General features: G+C 72.2%; 21 protein-coding genes. 11 read left to right on the top strand and 10 right to left on the bottom strand.

The genetic code is table 11. The features are described 5' to 3' along the window. Positions 1-194: 194 nt before the first annotated feature. From purM to J2X26_RS16705, 4 genes are read right to left on the bottom strand one after another with little or no spacing between them, the layout of a single operon-like run. Entirely contained in the window at positions 195-1,325 is a 1,131-nt protein-coding gene (gene purM / locus J2X26_RS16720) for a phosphoribosylformylglycinamidine cyclo-ligase (protein WP_307493839.1), read from the bottom strand. Further along, positions 1,322-2,869 carry an amidophosphoribosyltransferase gene (purF, locus tag J2X26_RS16715; protein WP_307493838.1) on the bottom strand — a complete coding sequence of 516 codons (1,548 nt, stop codon included), beginning with the start codon at positions 2,867-2,869 and terminating at the stop codon, positions 1,322-1,324. Before purF ends, purM begins: the two co-directional genes overlap by 4 nt. Before the next feature lie 50 nt (positions 2,870-2,919). Then, positions 2,920-3,336 carry a histidine kinase gene (locus J2X26_RS16710; RefSeq protein WP_307493837.1) on the bottom strand — a complete coding sequence of 139 codons (417 nt, stop codon included), beginning with the start codon at positions 3,334-3,336 and terminating at the stop codon, positions 2,920-2,922. Between the two features lie 35 nt (positions 3,337-3,371). Further along, a complete protein-coding gene (locus J2X26_RS16705; protein WP_307493836.1) occupies positions 3,372-3,752 on the bottom strand; it encodes a sterol carrier family protein in 381 nt (126 codons plus the stop codon). 168 nt (positions 3,753-3,920) lie between these two features. On the opposite strand from J2X26_RS16705, the gene trpS reads away from it, so the two are divergent. Continuing rightward, positions 3,921-4,895, top strand: coding sequence for a tryptophan--tRNA ligase (gene trpS / locus J2X26_RS16700; RefSeq protein WP_307493835.1), 975 nt, complete (start codon positions 3,921-3,923; stop codon positions 4,893-4,895). Between the two features lie 7 nt (positions 4,896-4,902). Here the strand turns inward: trpS and J2X26_RS16695 are convergent, their stop codons facing one another. The 4 genes from J2X26_RS16695 to purL all read right to left on the bottom strand — a co-directional run bounded on the left by J2X26_RS16695 (position 4,903) and on the right by purL (position 11,482). After that, entirely contained in the window at positions 4,903-6,264 is a 1,362-nt protein-coding gene (locus J2X26_RS16695; RefSeq protein ID WP_307493834.1) for a glycoside hydrolase family 6 protein, read from the bottom strand. 174 nt (positions 6,265-6,438) lie between these two features. Next, positions 6,439-7,449 (bottom strand): ribosome small subunit-dependent GTPase A, encoded by a 1,011-nt coding sequence (gene rsgA, locus J2X26_RS16690; protein WP_307493833.1) that lies wholly within the window; start codon positions 7,447-7,449, stop codon positions 6,439-6,441. A 100-nt stretch (positions 7,450-7,549) separates the two neighbouring features. Beyond that, the gene (locus J2X26_RS16685; RefSeq protein ID WP_307493832.1) at positions 7,550-8,905 is read right to left on the bottom strand and encodes a pectate lyase family protein; all 1,356 of its coding nucleotides are present in this window, start codon (positions 8,903-8,905) and stop codon (positions 7,550-7,552) included. A 213-nt stretch (positions 8,906-9,118) separates the two neighbouring features. Further along, entirely contained in the window at positions 9,119-11,482 is a 2,364-nt protein-coding gene (gene purL / locus J2X26_RS16680; protein WP_307493831.1) for a phosphoribosylformylglycinamidine synthase subunit PurL, read from the bottom strand. A gap of 276 nt (positions 11,483-11,758) precedes the next feature. Here purL and J2X26_RS16675 point away from each other — a divergent pair, with 276 nt between their 5' ends. From J2X26_RS16675 to J2X26_RS16630, 10 genes are all read left to right on the top strand, one after another. Beyond that, positions 11,759-12,775: a LacI family DNA-binding transcriptional regulator gene (locus J2X26_RS16675; protein ID WP_307493830.1), complete on the top strand. Its 1,017-nt coding sequence runs from the start codon at positions 11,759-11,761 to the stop codon at positions 12,773-12,775. Between the two features lie 41 nt (positions 12,776-12,816). Then, the gene (locus tag J2X26_RS16670; protein ID WP_307493829.1) at positions 12,817-14,091 is read left to right on the top strand and encodes a sugar ABC transporter substrate-binding protein; all 1,275 of its coding nucleotides are present in this window, start codon (positions 12,817-12,819) and stop codon (positions 14,089-14,091) included. 4 nt (positions 14,092-14,095) lie between these two features. Then, a complete protein-coding gene (locus tag J2X26_RS16665) occupies positions 14,096-15,109 on the top strand; it encodes a carbohydrate ABC transporter permease (RefSeq protein ID WP_307493828.1) in 1,014 nt (337 codons plus the stop codon). Then, positions 15,106-15,981: a carbohydrate ABC transporter permease gene (locus J2X26_RS16660; protein ID WP_439897867.1), complete on the top strand. Its 876-nt coding sequence runs from the start codon at positions 15,106-15,108 to the stop codon at positions 15,979-15,981. Before J2X26_RS16665 ends, J2X26_RS16660 begins: the two co-directional genes overlap by 4 nt. Positions 15,982-15,992: 11 nt before the next feature. After that, the gene (locus J2X26_RS16655; protein WP_307493827.1) at positions 15,993-17,552 is read left to right on the top strand and encodes a glucoamylase family protein; all 1,560 of its coding nucleotides are present in this window, start codon (positions 15,993-15,995) and stop codon (positions 17,550-17,552) included. Next, positions 17,549-19,342: a GH39 family glycosyl hydrolase gene (locus J2X26_RS16650; protein WP_307493826.1), complete on the top strand. Its 1,794-nt coding sequence runs from the start codon at positions 17,549-17,551 to the stop codon at positions 19,340-19,342. The genes J2X26_RS16655 and J2X26_RS16650 overlap by 4 nt, the downstream gene beginning before the upstream one ends. Then, the gene (locus J2X26_RS16645) at positions 19,339-20,814 is read left to right on the top strand and encodes an alpha-amylase family glycosyl hydrolase (protein ID WP_307493825.1); all 1,476 of its coding nucleotides are present in this window, start codon (positions 19,339-19,341) and stop codon (positions 20,812-20,814) included. Before J2X26_RS16650 ends, J2X26_RS16645 begins: the two co-directional genes overlap by 4 nt. Then, positions 20,811-21,533: a DUF2599 domain-containing protein gene (locus J2X26_RS16640; protein WP_307493824.1), complete on the top strand. Its 723-nt coding sequence runs from the start codon at positions 20,811-20,813 to the stop codon at positions 21,531-21,533. Before J2X26_RS16645 ends, J2X26_RS16640 begins: the two co-directional genes overlap by 4 nt. Positions 21,534-21,595: 62 nt before the next feature. Beyond that, positions 21,596-21,841 carry a LapA family protein gene (locus J2X26_RS16635; RefSeq protein ID WP_307493823.1) on the top strand — a complete coding sequence of 82 codons (246 nt, stop codon included), beginning with the start codon at positions 21,596-21,598 and terminating at the stop codon, positions 21,839-21,841. 5 nt (positions 21,842-21,846) lie between these two features. Next, positions 21,847-22,410 (top strand): pentapeptide repeat-containing protein, encoded by a 564-nt coding sequence (locus J2X26_RS16630; protein WP_307493822.1) that lies wholly within the window; start codon positions 21,847-21,849, stop codon positions 22,408-22,410. Positions 22,411-22,435: 25 nt separating this feature from the next. Here J2X26_RS16630 and J2X26_RS16625 read toward each other — a convergent pair whose 3' ends face one another. Next, positions 22,436-24,508: an acyl-CoA dehydrogenase family protein gene (locus J2X26_RS16625; protein WP_307493821.1), complete on the bottom strand. Its 2,073-nt coding sequence runs from the start codon at positions 24,506-24,508 to the stop codon at positions 22,436-22,438. Then, a complete protein-coding gene (locus tag J2X26_RS16620; RefSeq protein ID WP_307493820.1) occupies positions 24,505-25,341 on the bottom strand; it encodes a TetR/AcrR family transcriptional regulator in 837 nt (278 codons plus the stop codon). The genes J2X26_RS16625 and J2X26_RS16620 overlap by 4 nt, the downstream gene beginning before the upstream one ends. Positions 25,342-25,405: the final 64 nt, after the last annotated feature.

Below are 25,405 nucleotides of genomic sequence, written 5' to 3'. Positions count from 1 at the left end.
CCCGGCTGGCGTCCTGCTGCGCTGGCGACTACGAGGTCACGTCCGACCCGGACGTACGTCGCCGATGTCTGAGCTGGGGCTGGTGGCTGTCGGCGCTCAGCGTCGTGCTCGTTCTCGTCGGGCTCGCCGCCGAGCCTCGTGGTCACGTCCTTAGACGGACCGTCCCGCGAGCCGACCGAGCCCGCCAGGCGGGGTCACGTCCGGTAGGCACCGCTGAGCTGGACGGCTCCCCCGTGCACTCCCTTTGTCCCGGCCACGAAGCCCGGGGCGCCGACGACGTCGGTCGCGGGGTCGGTGTGCCGGACGGTGCCCAGCTCCCAGGCCGGCAGGCCGAGCTCGGCGGCGTGCGCGAGGATCCCGTCCACGGCGTCGGCCGCGACGATCGCCACCATGCCGACGCCCAGGTTGAGCGTGCCCTCGAGGTCGGTCCACGGCACCTGCCCGAGGCGCTGCACCAGCGAGAAGATCGGCGCCAGCGTCCAGCCGCCACGGTCGATGTCCGCGACCAGGCCCTGGGGCAGCACGCGCGCGACGTTCGACGCGAGTCCCCCACCGGTGACGTGGCTGTACGCGTGCAGGCCGGCGACACCGGCGCGCTCCGCCAGGGCGAGGCAGTCGGAGGCGTAGACGCGGGTGGGCTCCAGGAGCTCCTCGCCGAGCGTGCGGCCGAGCTCGTCGACGTGACGGTCCAGCGACCAGCCGGCCACCGACACGACCTTGCGGACCAGCGAGTACCCGTTGGAGTGCAGACCGCTGGAGCCCAGCGCGAGCAGCACGTCGCCGGCCCGCACCCGCTCCGGGCCCAGCAGCTGGTCGGCCTCGACGACGCCCGTCGCGGCACCGGCCACGTCGTACTCGTCGGGACCCAGCAGCCCGGGGTGCTCCGCGGTCTCGCCGCCGACGAGGGCCGTCCCGGCCACCGAGCAGGCCGCCGCGATGCCGCGCACGATGCCCGCGATGCGCTCGGGCACCACGCGGCCGCACGCGATGTAGTCGGTCATGAACAGCGGCGTGGCGCCGACCACGACGATGTCGTCGACGACCATGCCCACCAGGTCGAACCCGATGGTGTCGTGGATGTCGAGCGCCTGCGCGATGGCGACCTTCGTGCCGACGCCGTCGGTCGACGTGGCCAGCAGCGGCTTGCGGTAGGTCAGCAGCGCACTGGCGTCGTAGAGCCCCGCGAACCCGCCGACCCCGCCGAGCACCTGCGGCCCGTGGGTCGCGCGGACGGCGTCCTTCATCAGCTCGACGGCCTTGTCGCCCGCCTCGGTGTCCACGCCCGCCGCGGCATAGGTCACCTGCGTGCCCTGGGTGCCGCTCACGGGTGGTCCAGCGCGGTCGCGCCACCGACGCTCGGCACGATGGCGAGCAGCCCGTCCTCCGGAGCGCCCAGCGGCAGCTCGTTCTGCTCGAGCAGGAACTTGCCCAGCCGGTCGTCCGGGGGCAGCTCGATGGGGTACTGACCCGTGAAGCAGGCGGCGCAGAGCTGCGACGCGGGCTGCTCGGTGGCGGCGATCATGCCCTCCGGGGAGATGTAGCCGAGCGAGTCGGCGCCGAGCGACGCGGCGATCTCGTCGACCCCCAGGCCGTTGGCGATGAGCTCGGCGCGGGACGCGAAGTCGATGCCGTAGAAGCAGGGCCACTTCACCGGCGGAGAGCTGATGCGCACGTGCACCTCGGCCGCGCCGGCCTCCCGCAGCATCCGGATGAGCGCGCGCTGGGTGTTGCCGCGGACGATCGAGTCGTCGACGACCACCAGGCGCTTGCCGCGGATGACGTCCTTGAGCGGGTTGAGCTTGAGGCGGATGCCGAGCTGGCGCAGCGTCTGCGACGGCTGGATGAACGTGCGACCGACGTACGCGTTCTTGGTCAGGCCCTGCCCGAACGTGATGCCGGACTCCGCGGCGTAGCCGACGGCCGCGGGCGTCCCGGACTCCGGCACGGGGATGACCAGGTCGGCCTCGACGGGGTGCTCGACCGCAAGACGTCGGCCCATCGCGACGCGCGCGGCGTGCACGGACCGGCCGGCGATCGAGGTGTCGGGACGCGCGAGGTAGACGTACTCGAAGACGCACCCGGCGCGGTCGACGGGTGCGAACCGGCTGCTGCGCAGGCCGTCGGCGTCGATCGCGATGAACTCACCGGGCTCGATCTCGCGGACGAACGAGGCGCCGACGATGTCCAGGGCCGGGGTCTCGCTGGCCACGACCCAGCCGCGCTCCAGCCTGCCGAGCACCAGCGGCCGGACGCCCTGCGGGTCCCGCGCGGCGTACAGCGTGTGCTCGTCCATGAAGACGAGGCTGAACGCGCCTCGCAGGCGCGGGAGCACCTCGAGCGCGGTGGCCTCCAGCGTGTGGTCCGGGTCCCCCGCCAGCAGGGCCGTGATCAGCGCGGTGTCCGTGGTGTTGCCGCGCGCGAGCTCGCCGCGCCGCTGGCTGCCGTAGCGCTCGGCGACGAGATCGACCAGCTCGGCGGCGTTCGTCAGGTTGCCGTTGTGGCCCAGGGCGACGGTGCCGGCGGCCGTGGGACCGAGCGTCGGCTGCGCGTTCTCCCAGGTGCTGCCACCGGTCGTCGAGTAGCGCGTGTGCCCGATGGCGATGTGCCCCTGCAGCGCGTTCAGCGCGGTCTCGTCGAAGACCTGGGAGACGAGGCCCATGTCCTTGTAGACCAGCAGCTGCTGGCCGTTGGAGGTGGCGATGCCCGCCGACTCCTGGCCACGGTGCTGCAGTGCGTAGAGGCCGAAGTAGGTCAGCTTGGCGACTTCCTCGCCAGGTGCCCACACACCGAAGACGCCACAAGCGTCCTGGGGGCCTTTTTCGTTGGGGAGGAGGTCGTGGTTCAGACGTCCGTCTGCGCGGGGGGCCACGTTCCTATGGTCGCACAGTCCGCACGGTGGGCGACCAAGGTGACCGCGAGTCAGACGGTGGGGCGGACGGCCTTGCGCACGCTGCGCCGGTCCGCCAGCACCGCGGCGAGACCACCGAGGAACCCGCCGAGGACCGCGCCGGCGACGGCCATGACGGTGCGCACGGCACCCTCGCCGTCGAGGAATGAGATGAAGCCGGACCCGTCGGCCACCCAGGGGACCTCCGGGCGGACGACCGCGACCAGGACCAGCGCGACGACGATGCCGACGAGGGCGCCGGCGGTGATGAACGCGCCGAACTTCGGGGCGTGGCGCACGGTGGCCGGCTCCGCGACCCGGGCCAGCTCCTCCTCCGACGGGATCGGCACGCCGCGCGCGTCGAGGGCGACGGGTTCCGCTGCGGGCCCGGGCGCGGTGGGCTGCTCGGCCGCGGCCGGGGTCTCGTCGGGCTGGGGGTCGTCAGGCACCCCGTGATCCTAGGTCAGCAGCCCCAGCGCGGTGCTCAGCCGCGGGGGCGGGCGGCCTGCAGCGGGAGCCACTCGCGCAGGTCGGCACGCTCTCCGGACGCGCGGATCCGCCCGTCGGCCACCGCGGAGTCCCAGGTCAGGGCACCCGTGGCCAGGGCGAGCCAGGTCTGCGCGTCGGTCTCGACCACGTTCGGCGGCGTGCCTCGGGTGTGACGAGGTCCTTCCACCGCCTGCACGGCACCGTCCGGCGGCACCCGCACCTCGACCGCGTTGCCGGGCGCCACCTCGGCCAGCTCCTCGAGGGTGAACCGGACGGCGGTCCGGCGCGCGGACGTCGGGACGCCCTCGGGGTCGGCCCGCCAGACGGCGAGCGCGGCCCGCCCGTCGGCGGGATCGGTACGTCGACGGGGGGGCATGGTCCGATTCTGCCTGGTCGGCTAGCCTGCTCCCCATGTCCTCGACGACCTGGCGCCGGCTGCTCTAGACGCAGCCCGCGGTCGTCCTGCCCCCGAGCTGCTCACGCGGCTGCGGGGGCATCGCTGTCTCCGGGCACGTGCGCTGCTCCCCCGAAGAAGGAGCATCTCATGACCCGCATGCTTACCGGCGAGCGCCCCACCGGCCCGCTGCACATCGGCCACCTGTTCGGGACGGTCGCCAACCGGGTGCGCCTGCAGCGCTCGGGCGTCGAGACGATGCTCGTGCTCGCCGACTACCAGGTGATCACCGACCGCGAGGTCACGGGTGACGTGGCCGGAAACGTGCGCGAGATCGTCCTCGACTACCTGGCCGCAGGTATCGACCCCGACACCGCGACGATCTTCACGCACAGCGCGGTGCCCGCCCTGCACCAGCTGATGCTGCCGTTCCTCTCGCTGGTCAGCGTCGCGGAGCTGGAACGGAACCCGACCGTCAAGCAGGAGCTCGCCGACTCCGGCCGGTCGATGTCCGGGCTGCTTCTCACCTACCCCGTGCACCAGGCGGCCGACATCCTGTTCTGCCACGCGGACGTCGTGCCGGTGGGCCGGGACCAGCTGCCGCACCTGGAGCTGACGCGGACGATCGCACGGCGGTTCACCCAGCGATACGGACCGTGCTTCACCGAGCCGGAGCCCGTGCTGTCCGAGGCTCCCGTGGTCCTGGGGACCGACGGCCGCAAGATGAGCAAGAGCAACGGCAACGGCATCGCGCTGCGGGCGAGCGCCGACGAGACGGTCCGTGCGATCCGGTCCGCGAAGACCGACTCGGACCGGGTGATCACCTACGACCCGTCGTCGCGACCCGAGGTGGCCAACCTGCTGCTGCTCGCGTCGCTGTGCACGGGCGCCGCGCCGGAGACGATCGCCGACGAGATCGGGTCCGGCGGCGCGGGCCGCCTCAAGGCCGTGGTCGCCGACGCGCTCGTCGAGCACCTGGCTCCCCTGCGGGCCCGCCGCGCCCTGTTCGCCGCCGAGCCCGGGCTGGTGGCCGACATCCTGGCGCAGGGGAACGCACGCGCGAACGAGCTCGCGGACGCCACTCTTCGTGACGTCCGCGAGCTCATGGGGATGACCTACTGCTGAAGGGTGGTCACCAGTGCGCGTTGCGGGCCAGCTCCAGGGCCATGCTCTGGAACCAGGCACCGGCGGACGGGCCGCCGTTGCAGGTGCCGTCGGACTCGCCGGGCAGCTTGACCCACAGGAGGGCGTCGAGACCGGACCCGTCGTTCACGAGCGTCGGCTTCTCGCCCAGCGCGCGGCCGCTCGGGTTGCACCACTGGCCGTTGGAGCCGTTGCCGTTGCGGGAGGTGTCGATGACGAACTTCTTGCCGCCCAGCTGCTGCGAGATCTGCTGGCCGTACGACTTCGACGCCGCGGTGGTCTGGTAGTTCGACGTGTTCAGCGCGAAACCGACCGCGTACTCGAAGCCGACCTGGTTGAGGCGGCTCACGGCCGTGCTGACGGGCAGCCACGCCGAGTGGCCGGCGTCGATGTAGACGCGGGCGCCCTTGAGGGTCAACGCCTTCGCCGCGTACTTGAGGAAGCCGACCCGATCGCCCTGGCCGCTGCAGTCGCCCAGCATGGCGAGCGCGTCGGGCTCGAGGATCACGTAGGGCTTGCCCTGGATGCCGGACGCGACGGTGTCGATCCAGGCCGCGTAGGCGGACTCGGCGACTCCGCCGCCGGAGTAGTTGCCGCAGTCGCGGCCGGGGATCGCGTAGACGACGAGCATCGGCGTCTTGCCCGCGGCGACGGCGCGACCGGTGTAGTCGGCGACCTCGCTCCGGGCGTGCGACGCGTCGGCCCAGTTGCCCACCCAGTACGCCTGCGGCGTCAGCGCGATCTTCTCGAGCAGCGCCTTGTCGGAGCCACCCGCCGACTGCCACGCGCGGTACGCCTGCGTGGTCGGGTCGACGTAGAAGTTGCCCGCCGGCTGCGGAGGCGTCGTCTGCGTGGGGGTCGGTGTCGGCGTGGGGGTCGCGGTCACCGTCGGGGTGGGCGTCGGGGTCGCCGTCTGCGTGGGGGTCGGCGTCTGCGTCGGCGTGCTGCCGGTGCAGGTGGTGCCGTTCAGCGTGAACGAGGCCGGCACGGGGTTGGACCCGCTCCACGACCCGTTGAACCCGAAGTTCGTCTTCCCGTTGGTGCCGAGCGAGCCGTTGTACGGGAGGCTCGCGACGGAGACCGTCGAGCCGCTCTGGGTCGCGTTGCCGTTCCAGAGCTGCGTGATCTTCTGCCCGGCCGTGAACGTCCAGCCGACGTTCCAGGAGCTGACCGGGTCACCGAGGTTGGTGATCGTGACGTCGGCGCCGTAGCCGCCGCCCCACTGGTTCGTGATCTTGTACTCGACCTTGCAGCCGGGGGCGGCCTGCGCGGCGGTCGCGGCGGCTGTGAGGCCTCCGACCGCGATGGCCGCGGCGGCGAGCAGCGCGGTGGCGGATCTGCGGGTGGGCATGGGTCTCCTCGGGACGTCTGTGTCTGGGCGGGGCGGGCCGCGCGTCGGCGATGACGGCGGCGCACCCCGGTCTCGACGAGGAAACCCGACCGCCCTCAGGTCTGGCGAGCGCTCGGCCGGATACGAAACGTTTTGGTACTCGATCCGGGTCGTCGATGCGCTTCCGCGCGCGCCTCAGGGGCGCGGCCGACCGGGTCCGCGCAGGCCCCGCTGGTACTCCTTGGTGACCTTCTTCCACCGGTCGCGCTCCTCGGCACGCAGCCGCGCGTCCGACCTCCGCGCCTGGTACGCCGCCTCGCGCGCCAGCCGGCGCCAGCTGTCGAACCGGCGCTCCGCCAGCTCCCCGCTGTCGAGCGCCGCCTGGATGGCGCAGCCCGGCTCGCCCGCGTGGTGGCAGTCGGCGAACCGGCAGGCCCCCGCCAGCTCGGCGACGTCCGCGAAGGTGGTGTCCAGCGCGTCCTCGTCGGCGACGACACCGACCCCGCGGATGCCGGGCGTGTCGATGAGCATCGCGCCGCCCGCCAGCGGGACCAGCTCGCGGTGCGTCGTCGTGTGCCGACCGCGTCCGTCGACCCGTCGCTCGCCCGTGGCCATCACCTCCCGGCCGGCCAGCGCGTTGACCAGGGTGGACTTGCCCGCGCCCGACGGGCCGACGGCGACGAGGGTGGCGCCGGGGACGAGCAGCGCCCGGAGGGCGTCAAGCCCCCGGCCGGTGGGGACGCTGACCGTGTGGACGTCGACCGCGAGGGCCACCGCCTCGACCTCGGCGGTCATGCCGTCGGGGTCCGGGACCAGGTCGGCCTTCGTCAGGACGACGACCGGGGTCGCCCCCGAGCGCCAGGCCAGCGTGAGCATCCGCTCGATGCGCCCGAGGTCCGGGTCCGGCTCGAGGTGCTCCACCACGAGCACGACGTCGATGTTGGCGGCCAGCGCCTGGACCCGGGAGGTGGCTCCCGCGCTGTCGCGGACCAGCGCTGTGGTCCGGGGGCGCAGGCTCGGACCGGCCTCGTCGACCAGCAGCCAGTCCCCCACCGTCGGCGCGAGCCGGTCCCCACCCTCCGTGGCGACCAGTCCGTCCCGGTCCAGCGCGACCCGGCGCGGCTCGTGGGCGCCGTCGAGACCGTCGGCGGGCAGCACGAGCACGGCGCCCTTGTCGGCGCGCACCACACGGAAGAGGTCGATCACGCCCTCGACGGTAGGAGCGTGCCGGTCCGGGAGCCACGGAAATACGCGGGACGGCCCGCGGCGGAGTGGATCCGTCGCGGGCCGTCCGTGGTGCAGGCGCTCAGCGTGCGCCGGCGCCCGAGCTCACGATCGACTTCACCGAGCTCGCGGTGTCCAGCGAGTAGGCGTACGGGATCGACTTGACCGACCCGCCGGTCTGCCCGGCCGACGAGCCCACGAAGTGGTTGTTCCGCGCCACCAGAGAACCCGCCGGGGAGGACCCCTCACCGAGGTGGAACGTGTCGTCGGTGTTCTCGAAGTAGTTGCCCTCGACCAGCACCCCGGCCTCCATCGTGGACGCCACCCCGTACGACCCGACCGAGCTGTACAGGTTGTTGAACACGTGCACCGGGTTACCGAACCGCACCCGCGGGTTGCGCTGGTTGGTGCCGTCGAACCAGTTGTGGTGATACGTCACCCGCAGCTTGCCGCGGTCCTGGGACCCGTTGTCGTCCGAGTGCCCGACCAGGGAGTTCTTGTCCTGACCGTCGAAGTGGTTCCAGGAGATCGTCACGTAGTCCGAGGCCCGCTTGGTGTCCACCGACCCGTCGTACCCGGTGAAGAACGTGTTCCGGTCGATCCACACGTTCGTGGACGTCTCGACGTTGATCGCGTCGTCGTCCCAGTCGTCGAACGTCAGGTTGCGCACGATCACGTTCTTCGCGTTCTTGATGTTCAGACCACAGCCCACGATCTTGGCGCCACTGGCCCCCAGGATCGTCTTGTTCGACCCGATCGCCAGCATCCCCGAGCACGAGATCGTGCCCGAGACCCGCACCACCGCCGCACCCGTGCCCGACGCGGCACTGACCAGCGCCGACGAGCTGGTCACCGTGGTCGCCGCCGCCGACCCACCACCACTGGTGCCACCGTTCTGCGACGCCCAGCCGACCAGACCGGTCGCCGGCGGAGTGGTCGGGTTCGACGTGGGCGGCGGGGTGGTCGGGTTGCTCGTCGGCGGCGGGGTGGTGGGGTTCGACGTCGGGTTCGTCGTGCCGCCCGTGCACGTCACGCCGTTGAGCGTGAAGGACGTGGGCACCGGGTTGCTGCCCGACCACGACGCGTTGAAGCCGACCTGCGCGGTCGCGCCCGTGGACAGCGAGCCGTTCCAGCCGGCGTTGCTGATCGTGACCGCCGCGCCGGACTGCGTCGCAGTGCCGCCCCAGGCCTGCGTGATCTGCTGGCCGGCCCCGAACGACCAGCCCAGCTTCCAGCTGCTGACCGCGTCCCCGAGGTTGGTGACGACGACGTCACCACCGAAGCCGCTCGGCCACTGGTTGGTCACCTTGTACTCGACCTTGCAGCCGGTCGCGGCCTGCGCGGGTACCGCCAGGAGCGCGCCGACGCCTGCCATCGCGACGAGCGCCGCGGAGGTGAACGCCGCCGTCGCCGTACGTCGTCGGGTCGTGAGTCGCATGGGAGGTCCTCTTCTCGTGCGGCGCCCGGGGTGCACTTCGCTGTGCTGGCGCCGTCACGGCAGGGTCCACCTGGGACATCGGCTCCCCTACCCGGCGAAACCATTCGGGTAAGCGGTTTCTCATTGTTTCAGAGGAGCGAACCCGACATGGGTGCCGTCATCGGCCGCAGAACGACCCCCACGTCGGGTTCGGCGCCCGCGCTCGGCGCGCGGTCAGCCGAAGTAGTGCGGGAGCGTCGCCTCGTGGGCCTCGCGGGCCTCCGCCAGGGGCAGCGTGAACACCCCCTGCACCTCGACCGCGGGGCCGTGCACGTGGTCGGCGGCGTCGGTCGGGGTGCCGGCACCCGGCGAGCACGACTCGGCGGTCTCCCCCAGGCGCAGCGCCGGGACGCCGCGCGCGGTGCAGAGGTCGACCAGGCGGACCTCCTCCGAGCGCGGGACCGCGACGAGCACGCGGGCGGTCGACTCCGAGAACAGCGCCTCGAACGGCGTGACACCGTCGCGCGCGCAGATCGGCTCGAGCGACACCTGCACGCCGACGCCGAACCGCAGGCTCGACTCGATCAGCGCCTGGACCAGGCCGCCTTCCGACAGGTCGTGCGCGGCGTCGACGAGCTCGTCGCGGCTGGCGCGGACGAGCACCTCGGCCAGCCGGCGCTCGGCGTCGAGGTCCACGGCCGGCGGCAGCCCGCCGAGGTGGCCGTGCACGACGTCGGCCCAGGCCGACCCGTCGAGCTCGGCGCGCGTGGTGCCCAGCAGGTAGACGGCCTGGCCGGGGGCCGTCCAGCCCGACGGCGTGGCGTCGGCGACGTCGTCGAGGACGCCCAGCACGCCGACCACCGGGGTCGGGTGGATGGCGGAGTCGATGAGGCCCGGCTCGCCCGTGCCGTTGTAGAGCGAGACGTTGCCTCCGGTGACGGGGACCTCGAGCACCTGGCACGCGTCGGCCAGGCCGCGGATGGCCTCGACCAGCTGCCACATCGAGTCGGGGTGCTCCGGGCTGCCGAAGTTGAGGCAGTCGGTGACGGCCAGCGGCCGAGCGCCCGTCGTCGCCACGTTCCGGTACGCCTCGGCCAGGGCCAGCTGGGCCCCGGTGTACGGGTCGAGCTTGGCGTAGCGGCCGTTGGCGTCGGTGGCCAGCGCGACGCCGAGACCGGTGGTCTCGTCGACGCGGACCACGCCGGAGTCGTCGGGCTGCGCGAGCGCGGTGTTGCCCTGCACGAACCGGTCGTACTGGTTGGTCACCCACGCCTTGGACGCGAGGTTGGGGCTGGCCAGCAGCTCCAGGACCGTGGCGCGGAGCTCGGCATTGGTCGACGGCTTCCGCAATGAGGCAACGGTGTCCGCGTTGAGCGTGTCCTGCCACGCCGGCCGCGCGTACGGGCGGTCGTAGACCGGGCCCTCGTGCGCGACCGTCTTCGGGTCGACGTCGACGATGCGCAGGCCGTGGTGGTCGATGGTGAGGCGCCCGGTGCCGGTGACCTCGCCGATCACGGCCGTCTCGACGTCCCACTTGCCGGTGATGGCCAGGAACGCGTCGAGCTGGTCGGGCCGGACCACGGCCATCATCCGCTCCTGCGACTCCGACATGAGGATCTCGCCGGCGGTCAGGGAGGGGTCACGGAGCAGGACGTTCTCCAGGTCGACGTGCATGCCGCCGTCGCCGTTGGAGGCCAGCTCGCTGGTCGCGCAGGAGATGCCGGCGGCGCCCAGGTCCTGGATGCCCTCGACCACGCGCGCGGCGTAGAGCTCGAGGCAGCACTCGATGAGCACCTTCTCCATGAACGGGTCGCCCACCTGCACCGACGGACGCTTGGAGGGCTTGGTGTCGTCGAAGGTCTCGGACGCGAGGATCGACGCGCCGCCGATGCCGTCGCCACCCGTGCGCGCACCGAACAGGACCACCTTGTTGCCCGCGCCCGAGGCGTTGGCCAGGTGGATGTCCTCGTGCCGCAGGACGCCGAGGCACAGCGCGTTGACCAGCGGGTTGCCCTGGTAGGAGGCGTCGAACACCAGCTCGCCGCCGATGTTGGGCAGTCCGAGGGAGTTGCCGTAGCCACCGACGCCGGCCACGACGCCGTGCACCACGCGTGCGGTGTCGGGGTGGTCGACGGCGCCGAAGCGCAGCTGGTCCATGACCGCGACCGGACGGGCGCCCATCGAGATGATGTCGCGCACGATGCCGCCGACGCCCGTGGCCGCGCCCTGGTACGGCTCGACGTACGACGGGTGGTTGTGCGACTCGACCTTGAACGTCACCGCCCAGCCGTCACCGATGTCCACGACGCCGGCGTTCTCGCCGATGCCGACGAGCAGGTGCTCCTTCATGGCGTCGGTGGTCTTGTCGCCGAACTGGCGCAGGTGGTTCTTGCTCGACTTGTACGAGCAGTGCTCCGACCACATGACCGAGTACATGGCCAGCTCGGCGGCCGTGGGGCGGCGGCCGAGGATGTCGCGGATGCGCTGGTACTCGTCCGGCTTCAGGCCCAGCTCCGCGAACGGCTGCTCCTGGTCGGGTGTCGCGGCCGCGACGTCGACGGTGTCGGTCTGGGGGGCGCGAGCAGGTGCGGTGGTCATCGATTCCCTCGGTGGAGACCCGTGGCTCGGCGCCGGCTCGGTGGCCGCGCGGCCGACGTCGGCAGACGCGCACAGGATACCGGCGCCCGGACGCCGTCCGGAGCAGCGTCCGTGCCGACGAGTTTCCGGGCAATTGCGGCGGTATCCCCCCGCCTCGGGATCGCCTCACTGACCTGCGGCGACAGGGCCAACGTGACTCAGGATGGCGCGAGATGACCGCGATCATGCGTCCCCGCTCGAGTTGCGCAACTCGTCGGGAGGTGTGACGGTCACCACATGAAAGCGCTTCCTGTGCCCTCGGGCCACGAGACGGGCACGGTGACGATCTACGACGTCGCCGCACGTGCCGGCGTCGGGATCGCGACCGTCTCCCGGGCCCTGAACGGCTCCGCCCCCGTGGCCGAGGCGACCCGAGCCCGCGTGCTCGCCGCCGTCGAGGAGCTGGGCTTCCGCCCCAGCCACGCGGGCACCTCGCTCGCCGCCCGCACGCATGCCGCCAACGGCATCGTCTTCCCGGACCTGTCCGGCCCGTACTACGCCGAGGTGCTGCTCGGGTACGAGGAGACCGCCTCGCAGCTCGGACGCAGCGTCCTCGTGCTGGCCACGCACGGCCGCCCCGACCCCGCCTCGGCCGTGCGTGAACTGGCCGGACGCGTCGACGGGATGGTCCTGCTGGGTCGCACGGTGAGCGACGAGGTCATCGCCGGTCTCGCCGGCCTCCCGGTCGTCGTCCTGGCCCGGCCGGAGCTCGGCGACGTCGACTCGGTCCGCACCGACGGCCTCACCTCGGCCCGCGCGCTCGGCGAGCACCTGGCCGGTCACGGGCTGCGCCGCATCGTGCTCCTCGGCTCCCCCGACGAGTCTCCGGACGTGGCCGAGCGGTTCCTCGGCATCCGCGAGGGCCTCGGCGCGCACGACATCGAGCCGACTGAGACCCCCTGCCTGTTCGACGAGGCATCGGGCACCCGCGTCGCGGCCACCCTGCTCGAAGGGCGCAGGCGTCCCGACGCCCTCGTCTGTGCGAACGACGAGATCGCGCTGGGCGCCATCGTCGCGGCCGAGGAAGCCGGCCTGCGCGTGGGACACGACATCGCGATCACCGGGTGGGACGACGTCATGGCCGCGCGCCATGCCCGTCCCGCCCTCACCACCGTCCGCCAACCGATGCGCGCGCTCGGGTCCCTCGCCGCCGAGGTGCTCGACGAGCGCATCACCGCCACCCGCACGACGCCGCGGCACGAGCTGCTCGCCACCGACCTGGTGGTGCGCGACAGCTGCGGCCTGCACCACTGACGGACTCCACGAGGGGCCGTCCGGTTCGAGGAGGAACCACCATGAGGAGAACAGCGCGCATCAGCGTCGCCGCGCTCGCCGTCACGACGCTCGCCCTGACCGCCTGCGGTCGCGGCGACGACGCGGCCACCGGGGACGCCAGCGCCACCGCCGTCGACACCAGCGAGCTCAGCGGCACCGTGACCGTCTGGGCGATGGGGACGGAGGGCGAGGCGCTCGGCGACTTCGCGCAGGCGTTCACCGAGGAGAACCCCGACGTGACGATCGACGTCACCGCGGTCCCCTGGGACGCCGCCCACGACAAGATCGCCACCGCGATCGCCGCCGACGAGGTGCCCGACGTCTCGATGATCGGCACCACCTGGATGGGTGAGTTCGCCACGAGCGGTGGCCTCGACCCGACGCCGCCCGACCTGATCGACGAGTCCACGTTCTTCGAGGGCGCCTGGGGCTCCACGGAGGTCGGCGGCACGTCCTACGCGGTCCCGTGGTACGTCGAGACCCGTGTGCTGTACGTCGACACCGCGCTCGCCGAGCAGGCCGGCGTCTCCCCGACGCCCGCCACCTGGGACGACCTGACGGCGACCGCGGCGGGCATGCAGTCCGCCGGCGCGCAGTGGGGCATCAACCTGCAGCCCGGCCAGACCGGCGCGTGGCAGACGTTCCTGCCGTTCGCATGGCAGGCCGGTGCCGAGATCATGAACGAGGACAACACCGAGTTCACGTTCGACAGCCCGGAGTTCGTCAAGGCCCTCACCTACTACCAGTCGTTCTTCACCGACGGGGTCGCGCCGAAGGAGCTGCCGGAGGGCACGCTGGAGCCCGACTTCGTGGCCGGCAAGATCGGTGCGTTCTCGTCAGGGCCGTGGCACATCGGCCTGCTGGAGGAGTCCGGCGGCGAGGCCTTCATGGACGGGGTCACCCTCGCTCCGATGCCCGCCGACGAGACGCAGGCGTCGTTCATCGGCGGCAGCAACCTCGCCGTCTTCAAGAGCGCCGAGAACCGCGACGCCGCGTGGGCCTTCGTCCAGTGGCTGAGCCAGCCCGACGTCCAGGCCGACTGGTACGCGACGACGAGCGACCTGCCCGCCGTGCAGTCCGCGTGGGAGGAGGGCGACCTCGCCTCCGACGAGCGCCTCGCGGTGTTCGGCGAGCAGATGACGACCGCGCAGGCCCCCCCGTCGATCCCGACGTGGGAGCAGATCGCGAACGTCATCGACACCGAGCTGGAGAAGGTCTGCAAGACCGGCATGGACCCGCAGGAGGCGGCCACGGCCATCCAGCAGCAGGCCGAGTCGATCGGCACGGGGCTCTGACCCCATGTCCGCGACCCTGACCTCCGGGCAGGGTGTTCGCCCCCCGGGGACGGCCGGCACGGCCGCTCCCGGGGTGCGACGCTCCTCGCCCCTGCGCCGTCGGCGCAGCATCGCCGCCTGGGGACTGGCAGCACCGTTCGTCGTGCTGTTCCTCATCTTCACCGCGTGGCCGGTGATCTCGTCGCTCTTCATGAGCGTCACCGACATCAAGAGTCGCGACCTGCAGAACCCGTTCGCCGTCAACTTCGTGGGGTTCGAGAACTTCGCGACGGTGCTCAGCGACCCGCTCTTCCACACGGCCGCGTTCAACACGCTCTACTTCGTCGTCGTCGGCGTCCCGCTCACGATCCTCGTGGCGCTGGCCATCGCGCTCGCGCTCAACACCGGGATCACCAAGCTGTCCGGCTTCTTCCGGGTCGGCTACTACATGCCGGTCGTCACGACGATCGTCGCCGTGGCCGTCGTGTGGCGCTTCCTGCTGCAGCCCGACAACGGGTTGATCAACGAGGTGCTGGGCTGGTTCGGCATCCAGGGACCGGACTGGCTGGGCAGCACGACGTGGGCGATGCCCTCTCTGATCATGATGTCGGTCTGGCGCTCGCTGGGCACGCTCGTCGTGATCTTCCTGGCCGGTCTGCAGTCGGTGCCCAAGGCCCTGCACGAGGCCGGCGCGCTCGACGGCGCCAACGCGTGGCAGCGGCTGCGCAACATCACCCTGCCGACGCTGCGCCCGACCATGCTGTTCGCCGGCGTGATCACGGGCATCGGGTTCCTGCAGCTCTTCGAGGAGCCGTTCGTGATGACCCAGGGCGGCCCGCTGAACAGCACGCTGTCGGTCGCGTACCTCGTCTACAACACGTTCGGGTTCGGCAACTACGGCGTCGCCGCCGCGATGAGCTACGTGCTCTTCGCCGCCGTCGTCGTGCTCACGGTGATCAACTTCAAGGTCCTCGGTGAGCGCGACGACGCGGTCGGCCCGCGGCGCGGGTGGTTCCGCCGGGCGGGAGGTTCGTCATGACCAGCATGAGCACCGTCACGAAGCCCCGCGAGCAGGCGGGGTCGCACATCGGCGAGCCGCAGCCGCGCCCGTGGATCTACGTCGTCCTCGGGCTCGGTCTCGTGCTCGTCGTCACGCCGTTCGTCTGGATGCTGCTCGGGTCGTTCAAGCCGAACGGGGAGCTGCGGGCCAACCCGCCGACGTGGTGGCCGCAGGCGCCCACGCTCGACAACTACCGGGAGCTGTTCACGCGGCTCGACTTCGCGCAGTTCTTCACCAACTCGTTCGTCGTCGCCACCGTGGTGACGGTGGGCAACATGGTGTTCTGCTCGATGCTCGGGTACGCGTTCGCGAAGATCGACTTCTGGGGCCGCACCTGGCTGTTCCGGCTGGTCCTGGGCACGCTGATGATCCCGGGCATGGTGCTGCTGGTCCCCCTGTTCGTGCTGATCAGCAACCTCGGCATGGTCAACACCTACTTCGGGCTGATCCTGCCGTTCCTGGCCGGGCCGTTCGGCGTGTTCCTCATGCGCCAGTTCATGCAGGGGATCCCCGACGAGCTGATCGACGCCGCGCGCGTCGACGGCGCGGGCGAGCTGCGCATCTTCGCCACCGTGGTCATGCCGCTGTGCAAGCCGGCGCTCGCGACCCTCGCGATCCTCACCTTCCTCGGCTCCTGGAACAACTTCCTGTGGCCGCTCGTGGTCGCGAGCACCGAGGACATGTACACGCTGCCGGTCGCGCTCGCGCTCTACAGCGTCGGGCAGAACTCGACCAACTACGGGCTGCTCCTCGCGGGCTCCTGCGTGGTCCTGATCCCCGTGCTCGTCGTGTTCCTCACGATGCAGCGCCACTTCGTCCAAGGGCTGGCGACCACCGGCCTCAAGTCCTGAAGGGCTCAACGATGAGACTCCGATCCCTCGCGGCTGCCACGGCCGCGACCGCACTGCTCCTCACCGGTGCCACGACCGCCTCCGCAGGCGGCCGGCACCACCCCGACGACCTCGGCCTGACCCGGCAGGACCGCGCCGACCTGCACCGCTGGGCGCAGGACACGTGGACCTCGTTCGTCGCCATGACGGACGAGACCACGGGCCTCCCGGCCGACAACATCGACGCGTCGCTGGACCCGGCCACCCGGTCCGGCTACACCTCGCCGACGAACATCGGCGCCTACCTGTGGTCCACGATCTCCGCCCAGGAGCTCGGGGTGATCAGCAAGCGTGAGGCCCGCAAGCGCATGGCGCAGACGCTGGCGACTGTCGCCACGATGGAGCGCCACGAGCCGAGCGGCATGTTCTACAACTGGTACGACGAGGCCACGGGCGCCAAGCTCACCGAGTTCCCCACGGGCGAGACGGTCTACCCGTTCCTGTCCACGGTCGACAACGGGTGGATGGCCGCGGCGCTCATGGTCGTCGCGTCCGCCGAGCCGTCGCTGCGCCGCCAGGCGAACGCCCTCCTGGAGCCGATGAACTTCGGTGCGTTCTACGACGCGAACCAGTTCGGCGGCGCCCGTCCGGGCATGATGCGCGGCGGGTTCTGGGTCGACCCGCCGAACCCGGAGCAGTGCACGCAACCGGGCGACGTCGCCGGGTCGACGGTGCTGTTCACCTGCCACCACTACGACATCACGAACTCCGAGCCGCGGATCGCCAGCTACATCGGCATCGTGCGCGGCCAGGTCCCGCCCGCGCACTACTTCGCCACCAACCGCACGTTCCCGGCCAGCTGTGACTGGTCCTGGCTGGAGCAGCGCCCGGTCGGCGTGACCCGCACGTACGAGGGCCTCGAGGTGTTCGAGGGTGCGTTCACGTACCGCGGCATGCACATCGTCCCGAGCTGGGGCGGGGACATGTTCGAGGAGCTCATGCCCGATCTGTTCGTGCCGGAGTCCGAGTGGGCCCCGAAGAGCTGGGGCGTCAACCACCCGCTCGCGGTCCGCGCGCACATCGAGCACGGCATGGTCGAGGCCGGCTACGGCTACTGGGGCTTCTCCCCCGCCAGCGACCCGTTCGGCACGTACAACGTGTACGGCGTCGACGCGATCGGCATGGACCCGGGCGGGTACCCGTCGGACGCGGAGAAGACGAACGTGGATGCGGGCTACGAGGGCTGCCGCGAGGCGACCAACCCGACGCCGACGTTCGGTGACGGCGTCGTGACCCCGCACGCGTCCTTCCTCGCGCTGCCGTACGCACCGCGCGAGGCCGTCGACAACCTGCGCAACATCGAGACGGTGCTCGGCGCGTACGGCGACGGCGGGTTCTACGACTCCGTCGCGGTCCGCTCCAACACCCAGGCCAAGCGCTACCTGTCGCTCGACCAGGGCATGGTCCTGGGCGCGCTGGGCAACGTGCTCGGCGGGAACGTGCTGCACGAGTCGTTCGGCACCCGCCAGGTGGAGAAGGTCCTGCGACCGCTCATCGGCCAGGAGGAGTTCAGCGCGGGGGTGATCAAGTGACCGGGGCACGCACGGACTGGGAGAACAGGATCGGTCGTCGCTCCGACACCACCGCCGCCGGGCAGATCCCGGTGCTCGCTCCCCCGGCGGGGCTGTACGCCTCGCCGGGGGTCGGGCAGGTGACCCTGCACTGGGAGCCGGTCGACGGCGCGGTCGGGTACCAGGTGGTCCGCGACGGCACGCCCTTGGACCACCAGGGCGGCGACGTCCTGGCGGTCCCGCACGGGCCGTACGCGGACACCACCGGCGAGCCCGGGGTCGCGTACCGGTACGCGGTGGCGACGGTCACCGACGTGGACGTCACCGGTCCGACCGGCGCCGAGGTCGTCGCGGCGTCGCTGGAGCTCGAGGACGCCGGCGTCGAGGTCCTCGTGGACCTGGGCACGGTGGTCCGCGAGCTGCCCCGACCGTGGCGGCCGATGATCGGCTCGGAGCACCTCAGCCTGCTGCTGAGCGACGAGACGGTCGGCGGGCAGAGCATCTCCGCGGACCTCACGTCGGCGCTGCGGGCCGCGCACGACGAGCTGGGGGTGTCGACGGTCCGGGCGCACGCGATCCTGTGCGACGACCTCGGCGTCTACCGCGAGGTCGACGGCGAGCCCGTGCACGACTTCACGGGCGTCGACGCCACGTACGACGCGCTCCTCGCGCTCGGCCTGCGGCCCGTCGTCGAGCTGTCGTACATGCCGCGCGACCTGGCGTCCGACCCGGACGTGACCGTGTTCGACTACGGCGCGATCGTGTCGCCGCCGAAGGACTGGGACCGCTGGGGTGCGCTGATCACGGATCTCGTCCAGCACCTCGTCGACAGGTACGGGCTGGACGAGGTCCGGTCGCGCTGGTCCTTCGAGGTCTGGAACGAGCCGAACCTCGAGGTGTTCTGGTCCGGCACGCGCGACGAGTTCTGGCGCCTGTACGACGTCACCGTGAACGCCGTGCGCGCGGTCGACGACCAGCTGGTGGTCGGCGGGCCGTCGACCGCGGCGGCCGGATGGGTGGACGGGCTCCTCGAGCACGTCGCCTCCTCTGGCGCGCCGGTCGACTTCGTGTCGACGCACACCTACGGCAACGCGCCGCTGGACATGCGGGCGACGCTCGCGCGGCACGGTCGCGAGGACGCGCAGATCTGGTGGACGGAGTGGGGGGTCAGCCCGACGCACTTCGGCAACGCCAACGACGGCGTGTTCTCCGCGGCGTTCCTGGTCCGCGGGATGCGCTCGGCCGCCGGGCGCATCGACGCCCTGTCGTACTGGGTGGTCTCCGACCAGTTCGAGGAGCTGGGCCGTCCGCCGCGGCTCCTGCACGGCGGGTTCGGGCTGCGGACCGTCGGCGAGCTGCGCAAGCCGCGGTGGTGGGGGTTGTGGCTGCTCGAGCAGCTGGGTCGCGACGAGGTCGCGGCGACCGTGACCGGCGACGGCGCGGACAGCCTGGTGGAGGTGTGGGCGTCGCGCGACGACGACCGCGTGGCCATCGCGCTGTGGAACGGCACTCTCGACCAGTCCAAGGTCGACGGGTCCGATGCCCTGGCGCGCACCGCTCACGTGGCGCTCGACGGCCTCCCCGACGGGGAGTGGACCGTGCGCGAGTCCCGGGTCGACGCCGAGCACTCGAACATCGCGGCCCTGTGGTCCTCGATGTCCGACGGCGCCGACTGGCCCACGGACGAGCAGTGGGCGGCCCTGCGGGCGGCGGACCAGCTCGCCGTCACGGAGCGCCCGCTCGACGGGTCGTCCCTGGACGTCGACCTGCCGAACCCCTCGATCGTGTTGATCGAGCTGGTTCGCGTGTGACTTCCTGGTGGCGCAATGCCGTCGTCTACCAGGTCTACGTCCGGTCCTTCCTGGACGGTGACGGCGACGGCGTCGGTGACCTGGTGGGTCTGACCGCCGGGCTCGACGCCGTCGCCCGCCTGGGCGTCGACGCGGTCTGGCTCACGCCGGTGTATCGCTCGCCGCAGGCCGACCACGGGTACGACGTGGCCGACCACCGCGACATCGACCCGCTGTTCGGGGACCTCGCGGCGTTCGACACGTTCCTGGGAGCGGCGCACGAGCGCGGGCTGCGGGTGCTCATGGACCTGGTCCCCAACCACGTGTCCGACCAGCACCCGTGGTTCGTCGCCGCAAAGGCCGGCGGCCCTGAGCGTTCGCGGTTCCACGTCCGGTCCACGCCGACCCGGTGGCGCTCGATGTTCGGCGGCTCTGCCTGGTCACCCCTGCCCGACGGCGACTGGTACCTGCACCTGTTCGCCCCCGAGCAGCCGGACCTGAACTGGGCCGACCCGGTGGTGCAGGCGGACTTCGTCGCCACCCTGCGGTTCTGGCTGGACCGCGGGGTCGACGGATTTCGGGTCGACGTCGCCGGCGGGCTGGCCAAGGACCCCGCGTACGGCGAGGTGCGCCGCAGCGCCCAGCACCCGCACTGGGACCGCACCGAGGTGCACGACATCTACCGGTCGTGGCGCCGCGTGCTGGGCGATGCGCCCGCGGTCGCCGAGGCCTGGGGACCGCCCGAGCGGACTGCGGCGTTCGCCCGGCCCGACGAGCTGGGCCAGGCGTTCGCGTTCGACGTCCTGCGCACGCCCTGGTCCGCCGCGGCCCTGCGCCGGACCGTCGACGCCCAGCTCGCGGCGCATCGAGCAGTCGGCGCCCTGCCCGCATGGGTGGCCGGCAACCACGACATCGCCCGCGTCGCGACCCGGCTCGGACCCGAGCGCGCGCTGGCCCTGCACCTGTTCCTGCTCGCTCTGCCCGGGGCGTTCTACCTCTACGCGGGCGACGAGCTGGGCCTGCCCGACGCCGACGTGCCTCCGGAGCAGTGGCAGGACCCGCAGTCGCTGCGGTCCGCAGGCACGCTGCCCAACCGGGACGGTGCCCGGGTGCCGCTGCCGTGGGCAGCCGGGCCAGGCGTCGGCTTCACGACGGGCACCCCGTGGCTCCCGATCCCGTCCACCTGGCCCCAGTACGCCCGGGACCGGCAGGAGGCCGACCCCGGCTCGACCTGGGCGGTGCTGCACCGGGCGCTCGCCGCACGCCGGACCCTGTGGACGTCGGAGGACCTGACCTGGCAGGACGCCCGGCCCGGGGTGCTCGTCGGCCGCCGCGGCGACGCCCTCGTCGTGCTCAACACCTCGTCGCGCCCCTGGCGGCTGCCGACCGGGGCCTCCGTGGTCGCTCGCAGCCGTCCCGGCGCCGAGCCGACGATCGTCACCCCGTCGGAGTGCGTCTGGCTCGCGGACGGGCCGGTACCTTTCCGAGGGTGAGAACACAGGCAGCCCTCGTCGCAGCGATGGCCGCCCTCGTGCTGGTGGGCTGCAGCTCGGACCCCGCTGGGCTCTCGGCGCCCTCGCCGCCCGCGTCCCCGTCGGCCACGCCGACACCCACCGCGGACCCGACGGACCCCACCGTGATCCGCACGACCGGCACCCCGGTCACCTCCGGCGCCGTGACGCTCACCGTCTCCGTGCCCGGTCTCGCGGTGACGGTCGACCCCGACGGCTCCGCGCGTGCCGCAGTCCCCGGCGGCGTGCTGATCGCCGCTCCCGAGGGCCTGACGATCGCGGCCCTGACCGACGGGACCGCCGCCGTCCGCGACGGCGTCGGCGCGTTCGTCGCGGGCCTGACCACCGACCCGTGGGGCAGCGCGCTGGTCCAGGTGGGGCCCGACGTCGTCCGGCTCGACGACGCCGCCGGCCTCTGGTTCACCTCCGTCGCCGTCGAGAGCGCCGTCTGGGGCGAGGCCGAGGGCGGACGCTCGCTCGCGGTGACGCCCAGCGCGTGGGCCCGTGCCCGCGGACTGGCCGCGCAGGAGGGTCTGTGGGCGCAGGTCGTGGCACTCGCGCCGGACGCCGACACGCCCGGCATGAAGGCGCAGCTCGAGTGCCACGAGCTCGGCGCCCCGGACAAGGCCACCTGGAACCTGGAACCGTGGCGGCCCGACGTCGACGTCATCGAGATGATCCGCGAGCGCTGCAACCCCTGAGCGCGCCAGACTGGCGGACGACGAGGGGAAGCAGGCCCCTCCCGGCACGGAGGTAGTGGCACATGTCCGGAGCGTCGACCGCCCCGCAGGAGAGCTCGTTCGTCGCGTTCCTCAAGCGCCGGTGGCTCGCGATCGTCATCGTGGTGGTCACGGTCGTCGTCATCGCCGCCAACCGGGACGAGGTCGAGTTCAGCCTCGTGTTCACCCACTTCGCGATGCCGCTGTGGGTGATCCTCGCGATCACGTTCGCGCTCGGCATCGTCGTCGGCTGGATCGCCAAGACCCGCCGAGCCGGGCGCAAGGGCTGATCGTCGTGATCGAGGTGGGGCCCGGTGCCGACCTGTCCGGTGCCGATCTCTCGGGAGCCGACCTGTCCGGGGCGGACCTCCGCGGTGCGGACCTCGGTCACGCCTGGCTCGTCGGCGCGGACCTGTCCGGTGCCGACCTGTCCGGTGCGTACCTCAAGAAGGCGCACCTCGACCGGGTCCGGGCTCGGGGGGCCGTGCTTCGCGGGTGCACGCTGATCAGGGCGGACCTGACGGGCGCCGACCTCACCGGGGCCGACCTGTCGCGCTCGTTCCTGGTGAAGACGTGGCTCGACGGCGCCGACCTCCGCTCGGCGAACCTGACCGAGGCGGACCTGTACCTCGTCTACGCCGCCGGTTCGGTGTGGGGCGACAACCAGGTCGCGGGGGCGGCCGGCACGGTCGTCGACGTCGAGGACGGCATCCGCGTCGACGGTCTGCCGCAGAGCGTCCGCCGGCTCCTCGAGGTCTGGGCGCTCGCCGGCTCCCGGGTCACCGCACACACGCCGGGGTCCGACCTGCCGCCGGAACCCGTCCGGCGCTGGGCACAGGACACCGACGCAGGGTCGTGACCCTGCGTCGGTGCAGTGCGCGCGGTCAGCGCTTGTGCTTCTCCGGGACAGGCGCGTCGCCCGACGCACGCTGCGCCCGGTAGTAGGCGCGGGCCTCGTCCTGCCGGTCCTGCTCGGCGCCCGACGCGATCGGTGCGCGCAGGTGCGCCTGCTCGTAGCCGAACGCGTCGACCAGGCTCTGCGCGTGCGGGCGGAGGCGGGCCAGCAGGCGGTCGATGTACGACGTGACCGTGCGGGCGCGACCCGCGGACAGCCGGCCGTTGAGCAGGTACCAGGTGAGGTTCCGCTCGATGACGGTGAGCCCGAACAGGTCCCGCACCCACGTGAGGATCTGGCGGGTGCCCGGGTCGGTGACGCGCTCCAGCGCCGCGGTGAACGACTCCCACTGGACCAGCTCGGCGTGCGCGCGGGCCGCCTGGACGAGCTCGTGCTGGTGGGCGTTGAACAGGGCCGCAGCCGTCGCCGGGTCGGCCTTCTGCGCGGGGCGGAGCGCCTGGGCGATCTCCGCGACCATCGTCTCGACGCGGTCCACCAGCAGCTCGCGCTGGGTCGCCGTCTCGCGCAGCTGACCGGCCGAACGGCGCGGGTCACCGACGTCGGCGATGGTCTGCACGGCCCGGTGCAGCGGCGTGCGGTACCGGGCGGCGTCGGACGCGCGCTCGGCCACCATGCGGGCGACCTTGGTCGCGTCCAGGTGCTTGAAGCTCTTCGAGTAGTCCGTGAGCAGGCGCTTGCCGACGAGCTGCAGCAGGACGGTGTTGTCGCCCTCGAACGTCGCGTACACGTCCATGTCGGCGCGCAGCCCGGTGATCCGGTTCTCCGCGAGGAACCCGGCCCCGCCGCACGCCTCGCGGGCGACCTGGAGCGTGTTCAGCGCGTGCCACGTCGACGCCGGCTTGAGCGCCGCGGCGAGCGTCTCGAGGTCCTCGCGGGTCTCCGGGGTGTCGTTGCGGCCGGAGAACACGTCGTCGAACGCGGCGAGCAGGTCCTCGTGCGCGAACCCGGCGGCGTACGTCTCGGCGAGCAGCGGGAGCAGGCGGCGCTGGTGCTCGGCGTAGTCGAGGATGACGATCTCGTCGGTGGGCGACGCGCCGTTGAACTGCCGGCGCTGGTTGCCGTACGTGATCGCGATGGTCAGGCCCACGCGGGCGGCGGTGACCGCGGCACCGTCGAGGGAGACGCGGCCCTGGACCAGGGTGCCGAGCATCGTGAAGAAGCGGCGGCCGGGGCTCGCGATGGGCGACGAGTACGTCCCGGCCTCGTCGACGTCGCCGTACCGGTTGAGCAGGTTGGTGCGCGGGACACGGACCTGATCGAACCAGAGCCGGCCGTTGTCGATCCCGTTCAGACCGCCCTTGAGCCCGTCGTCCTCACCGCCGACGCCCGGGAGGAACTCCATCGTGTCCTCGTCGCGGATCGGGACGTAGAACGCGTGCACGCCGTGGTCGGTGCCGGCCGTGATCAGTCGCGCGAAGACGGTGGCCGCCGTGCCGTGCACCCCGGCGTTCCCGAGGTAGTCCTTCCACGCCGCACGGAACGGCGTGTGGATGACGAACTCCTGCGTCGCCGGGTCGTACGTGGCGGTGGTGCCGATGGCGGCGACGTCCGAGCCATGGCCCGTCTCCGTCATCGCGAAGGCGCCCGGGACCTTGACCGACAGAGCGTCGGCCAGGAACTCGTCGTGGTTGCGCTCGGTGCCCAGGTGGTAGATCGCGGACGCGAACAGGCCCCACTGCACGCCCGACTTGATCTGCAGCGACGGGTCCGCGTGCGTCAGCTCCTCGAACCGGGCGAGGAAGCCGCCGTGGTCCTCGTGGCCGCCGAACCGCTCGGGGAACGACCGGTGCACGTCGCCCTCGGCGGCGAGCAGGCGGAGCTGGCCGATGACCCGCTCGCGGTGGTCGACCAGCGTCTGGCCCTCGATCCGGTGGAACCGCTCGTCGGCCATGAGCTTGCGCGCCGCCAGCCGCAGCTCGGGGTAGTGGCCGAGCAGCACCTCGCTGAGGTGGGCGATGTCGACGTTGGTGACGTCGGCGTCCAGGCGGGGGTCGCCGGCCTCGGGAGTCTCGACGGTGGGGCGGGTGCTGGTCGTGGTCATCGGGACTCCTCGTGGGTCGTGCGGTTGCGGTCACGGGCAAGGAGCCCGACGGGTCCGGCCCAGAGCCATGCGGCGACCTGGGCGGTGAGCTCTTCTCGGTCCGGGCTGGCGGGCTCGTTGCGGTGGGCCAGCCACCACTCGCCGGAACCGCGGACGAAGCCGACGGCGCCGGCGGCCCAGGACTCGGCCAGGGCGACGCGGGCGGCGAGGGCGTCGTCATCCGCGACCTCGCCCCCTTCGGGACGGCGCGCGGTCCGACGACCGTCCGCGTGCTCCTCGGTCAGCCCGCGGGCGAACGGGGCGGCGACCAGCGCGGTGACCGAGTCGAGGAAGTGCCCGAGCGGGCCGCCCGACTCGACCGAGCCGTTGCGCGTCACGAACGCGTAGACGTTGGGCGACGACTCGATCATCTCGAGGTACACCGCGACCATCGCCCGCAGGCCGTCGCGGGGGGTCGGCGCGATCCGCAGGACGCCCTCGAGCGCCCCCTGGATCTGCAGCACGACCGCCTCGGCGACCGCGATCTGCAGGCCGGTCTTGTCCGCGAAGTACCGGTAGACGATCGACTTGGAGGTGCCCGCGGCGGCCGCGATCTCCTCCATCGACACGTCGGGGCCCTTGTGGTGGACGGTCCGGCGGGCGATGCGCACCAGCTCGGCGCGGCGGGCCTCGCGGTGGTCGGCCCACCGGGTGGACCGACCGTCGGCCGCGAAGGCGTCGTCAGCAGGGCGCCTCGTGGGCGGCGTCGGAAGGGCCGGTCGCGCACGACCGGCCTCGGAGTTCAACAGGGTGAGGGCCGTCGCCTTCGACGGGCCCGGTGTGACAGGGCTCACGAGACCGAAGGTATCAGGTACTGTGGGTTTCGGACACCACGTCATCATCATCGAGCCGCTGCGC

The organism is Cellulomonas humilata (genome assembly GCF_030814415.1).
GTDB lineage: Bacteria > Actinomycetota > Actinomycetes > Actinomycetales > Cellulomonadaceae > Cellulomonas > Cellulomonas humilata_A.
The sequence above is the reverse complement of the archived record's forward strand: the minus strand, read 5'-3'. Positions and strand labels throughout refer to the sequence as shown.

What these genes read in the sequence shown, in the direction of transcription:
- J2X26_RS16705 (WP_307493836.1), bottom strand. Translation starts at nt 3,752, where the DNA reads ATGCCCCCCCGTCGACGTACCGATCCCGCCGACGGGCGGGCCGCGCTC.
- trpS (WP_307493835.1), top strand. Translation starts at nt 3,921, where the DNA reads ATGACCCGCATGCTTACCGGCGAGCGCCCCACCGGCCCGCTGCACATC.
- J2X26_RS16695 (WP_307493834.1), bottom strand. Translation starts at nt 6,264, where the DNA reads ATGCCCACCCGCAGATCCGCCACCGCGCTGCTCGCCGCCGCGGCCATC.
- J2X26_RS16685 (WP_307493832.1), bottom strand. Translation starts at nt 8,905, where the DNA reads ATGCGACTCACGACCCGACGACGTACGGCGACGGCGGCGTTCACCTCC.
- purL (WP_307493831.1), bottom strand. Translation starts at nt 11,482, where the DNA reads ATGACCACCGCACCTGCTCGCGCCCCCCAGACCGACACCGTCGACGTC.
- J2X26_RS16675 (WP_307493830.1), top strand. Translation starts at nt 11,759, where the DNA reads ATGAAAGCGCTTCCTGTGCCCTCGGGCCACGAGACGGGCACGGTGACG.
- J2X26_RS16670 (WP_307493829.1), top strand. Translation starts at nt 12,817, where the DNA reads ATGAGGAGAACAGCGCGCATCAGCGTCGCCGCGCTCGCCGTCACGACG.
- J2X26_RS16665 (WP_307493828.1), top strand. Translation starts at nt 14,096, where the DNA reads ATGTCCGCGACCCTGACCTCCGGGCAGGGTGTTCGCCCCCCGGGGACG.
- J2X26_RS16660 (WP_439897867.1), top strand. Translation starts at nt 15,106, where the DNA reads ATGACCAGCATGAGCACCGTCACGAAGCCCCGCGAGCAGGCGGGGTCG.
- J2X26_RS16655 (WP_307493827.1), top strand. Translation starts at nt 15,993, where the DNA reads ATGAGACTCCGATCCCTCGCGGCTGCCACGGCCGCGACCGCACTGCTC.
- J2X26_RS16635 (WP_307493823.1), top strand. Translation starts at nt 21,596, where the DNA reads ATGTCCGGAGCGTCGACCGCCCCGCAGGAGAGCTCGTTCGTCGCGTTC.
- J2X26_RS16625 (WP_307493821.1), bottom strand. Translation starts at nt 24,508, where the DNA reads ATGACCACGACCAGCACCCGCCCCACCGTCGAGACTCCCGAGGCCGGC.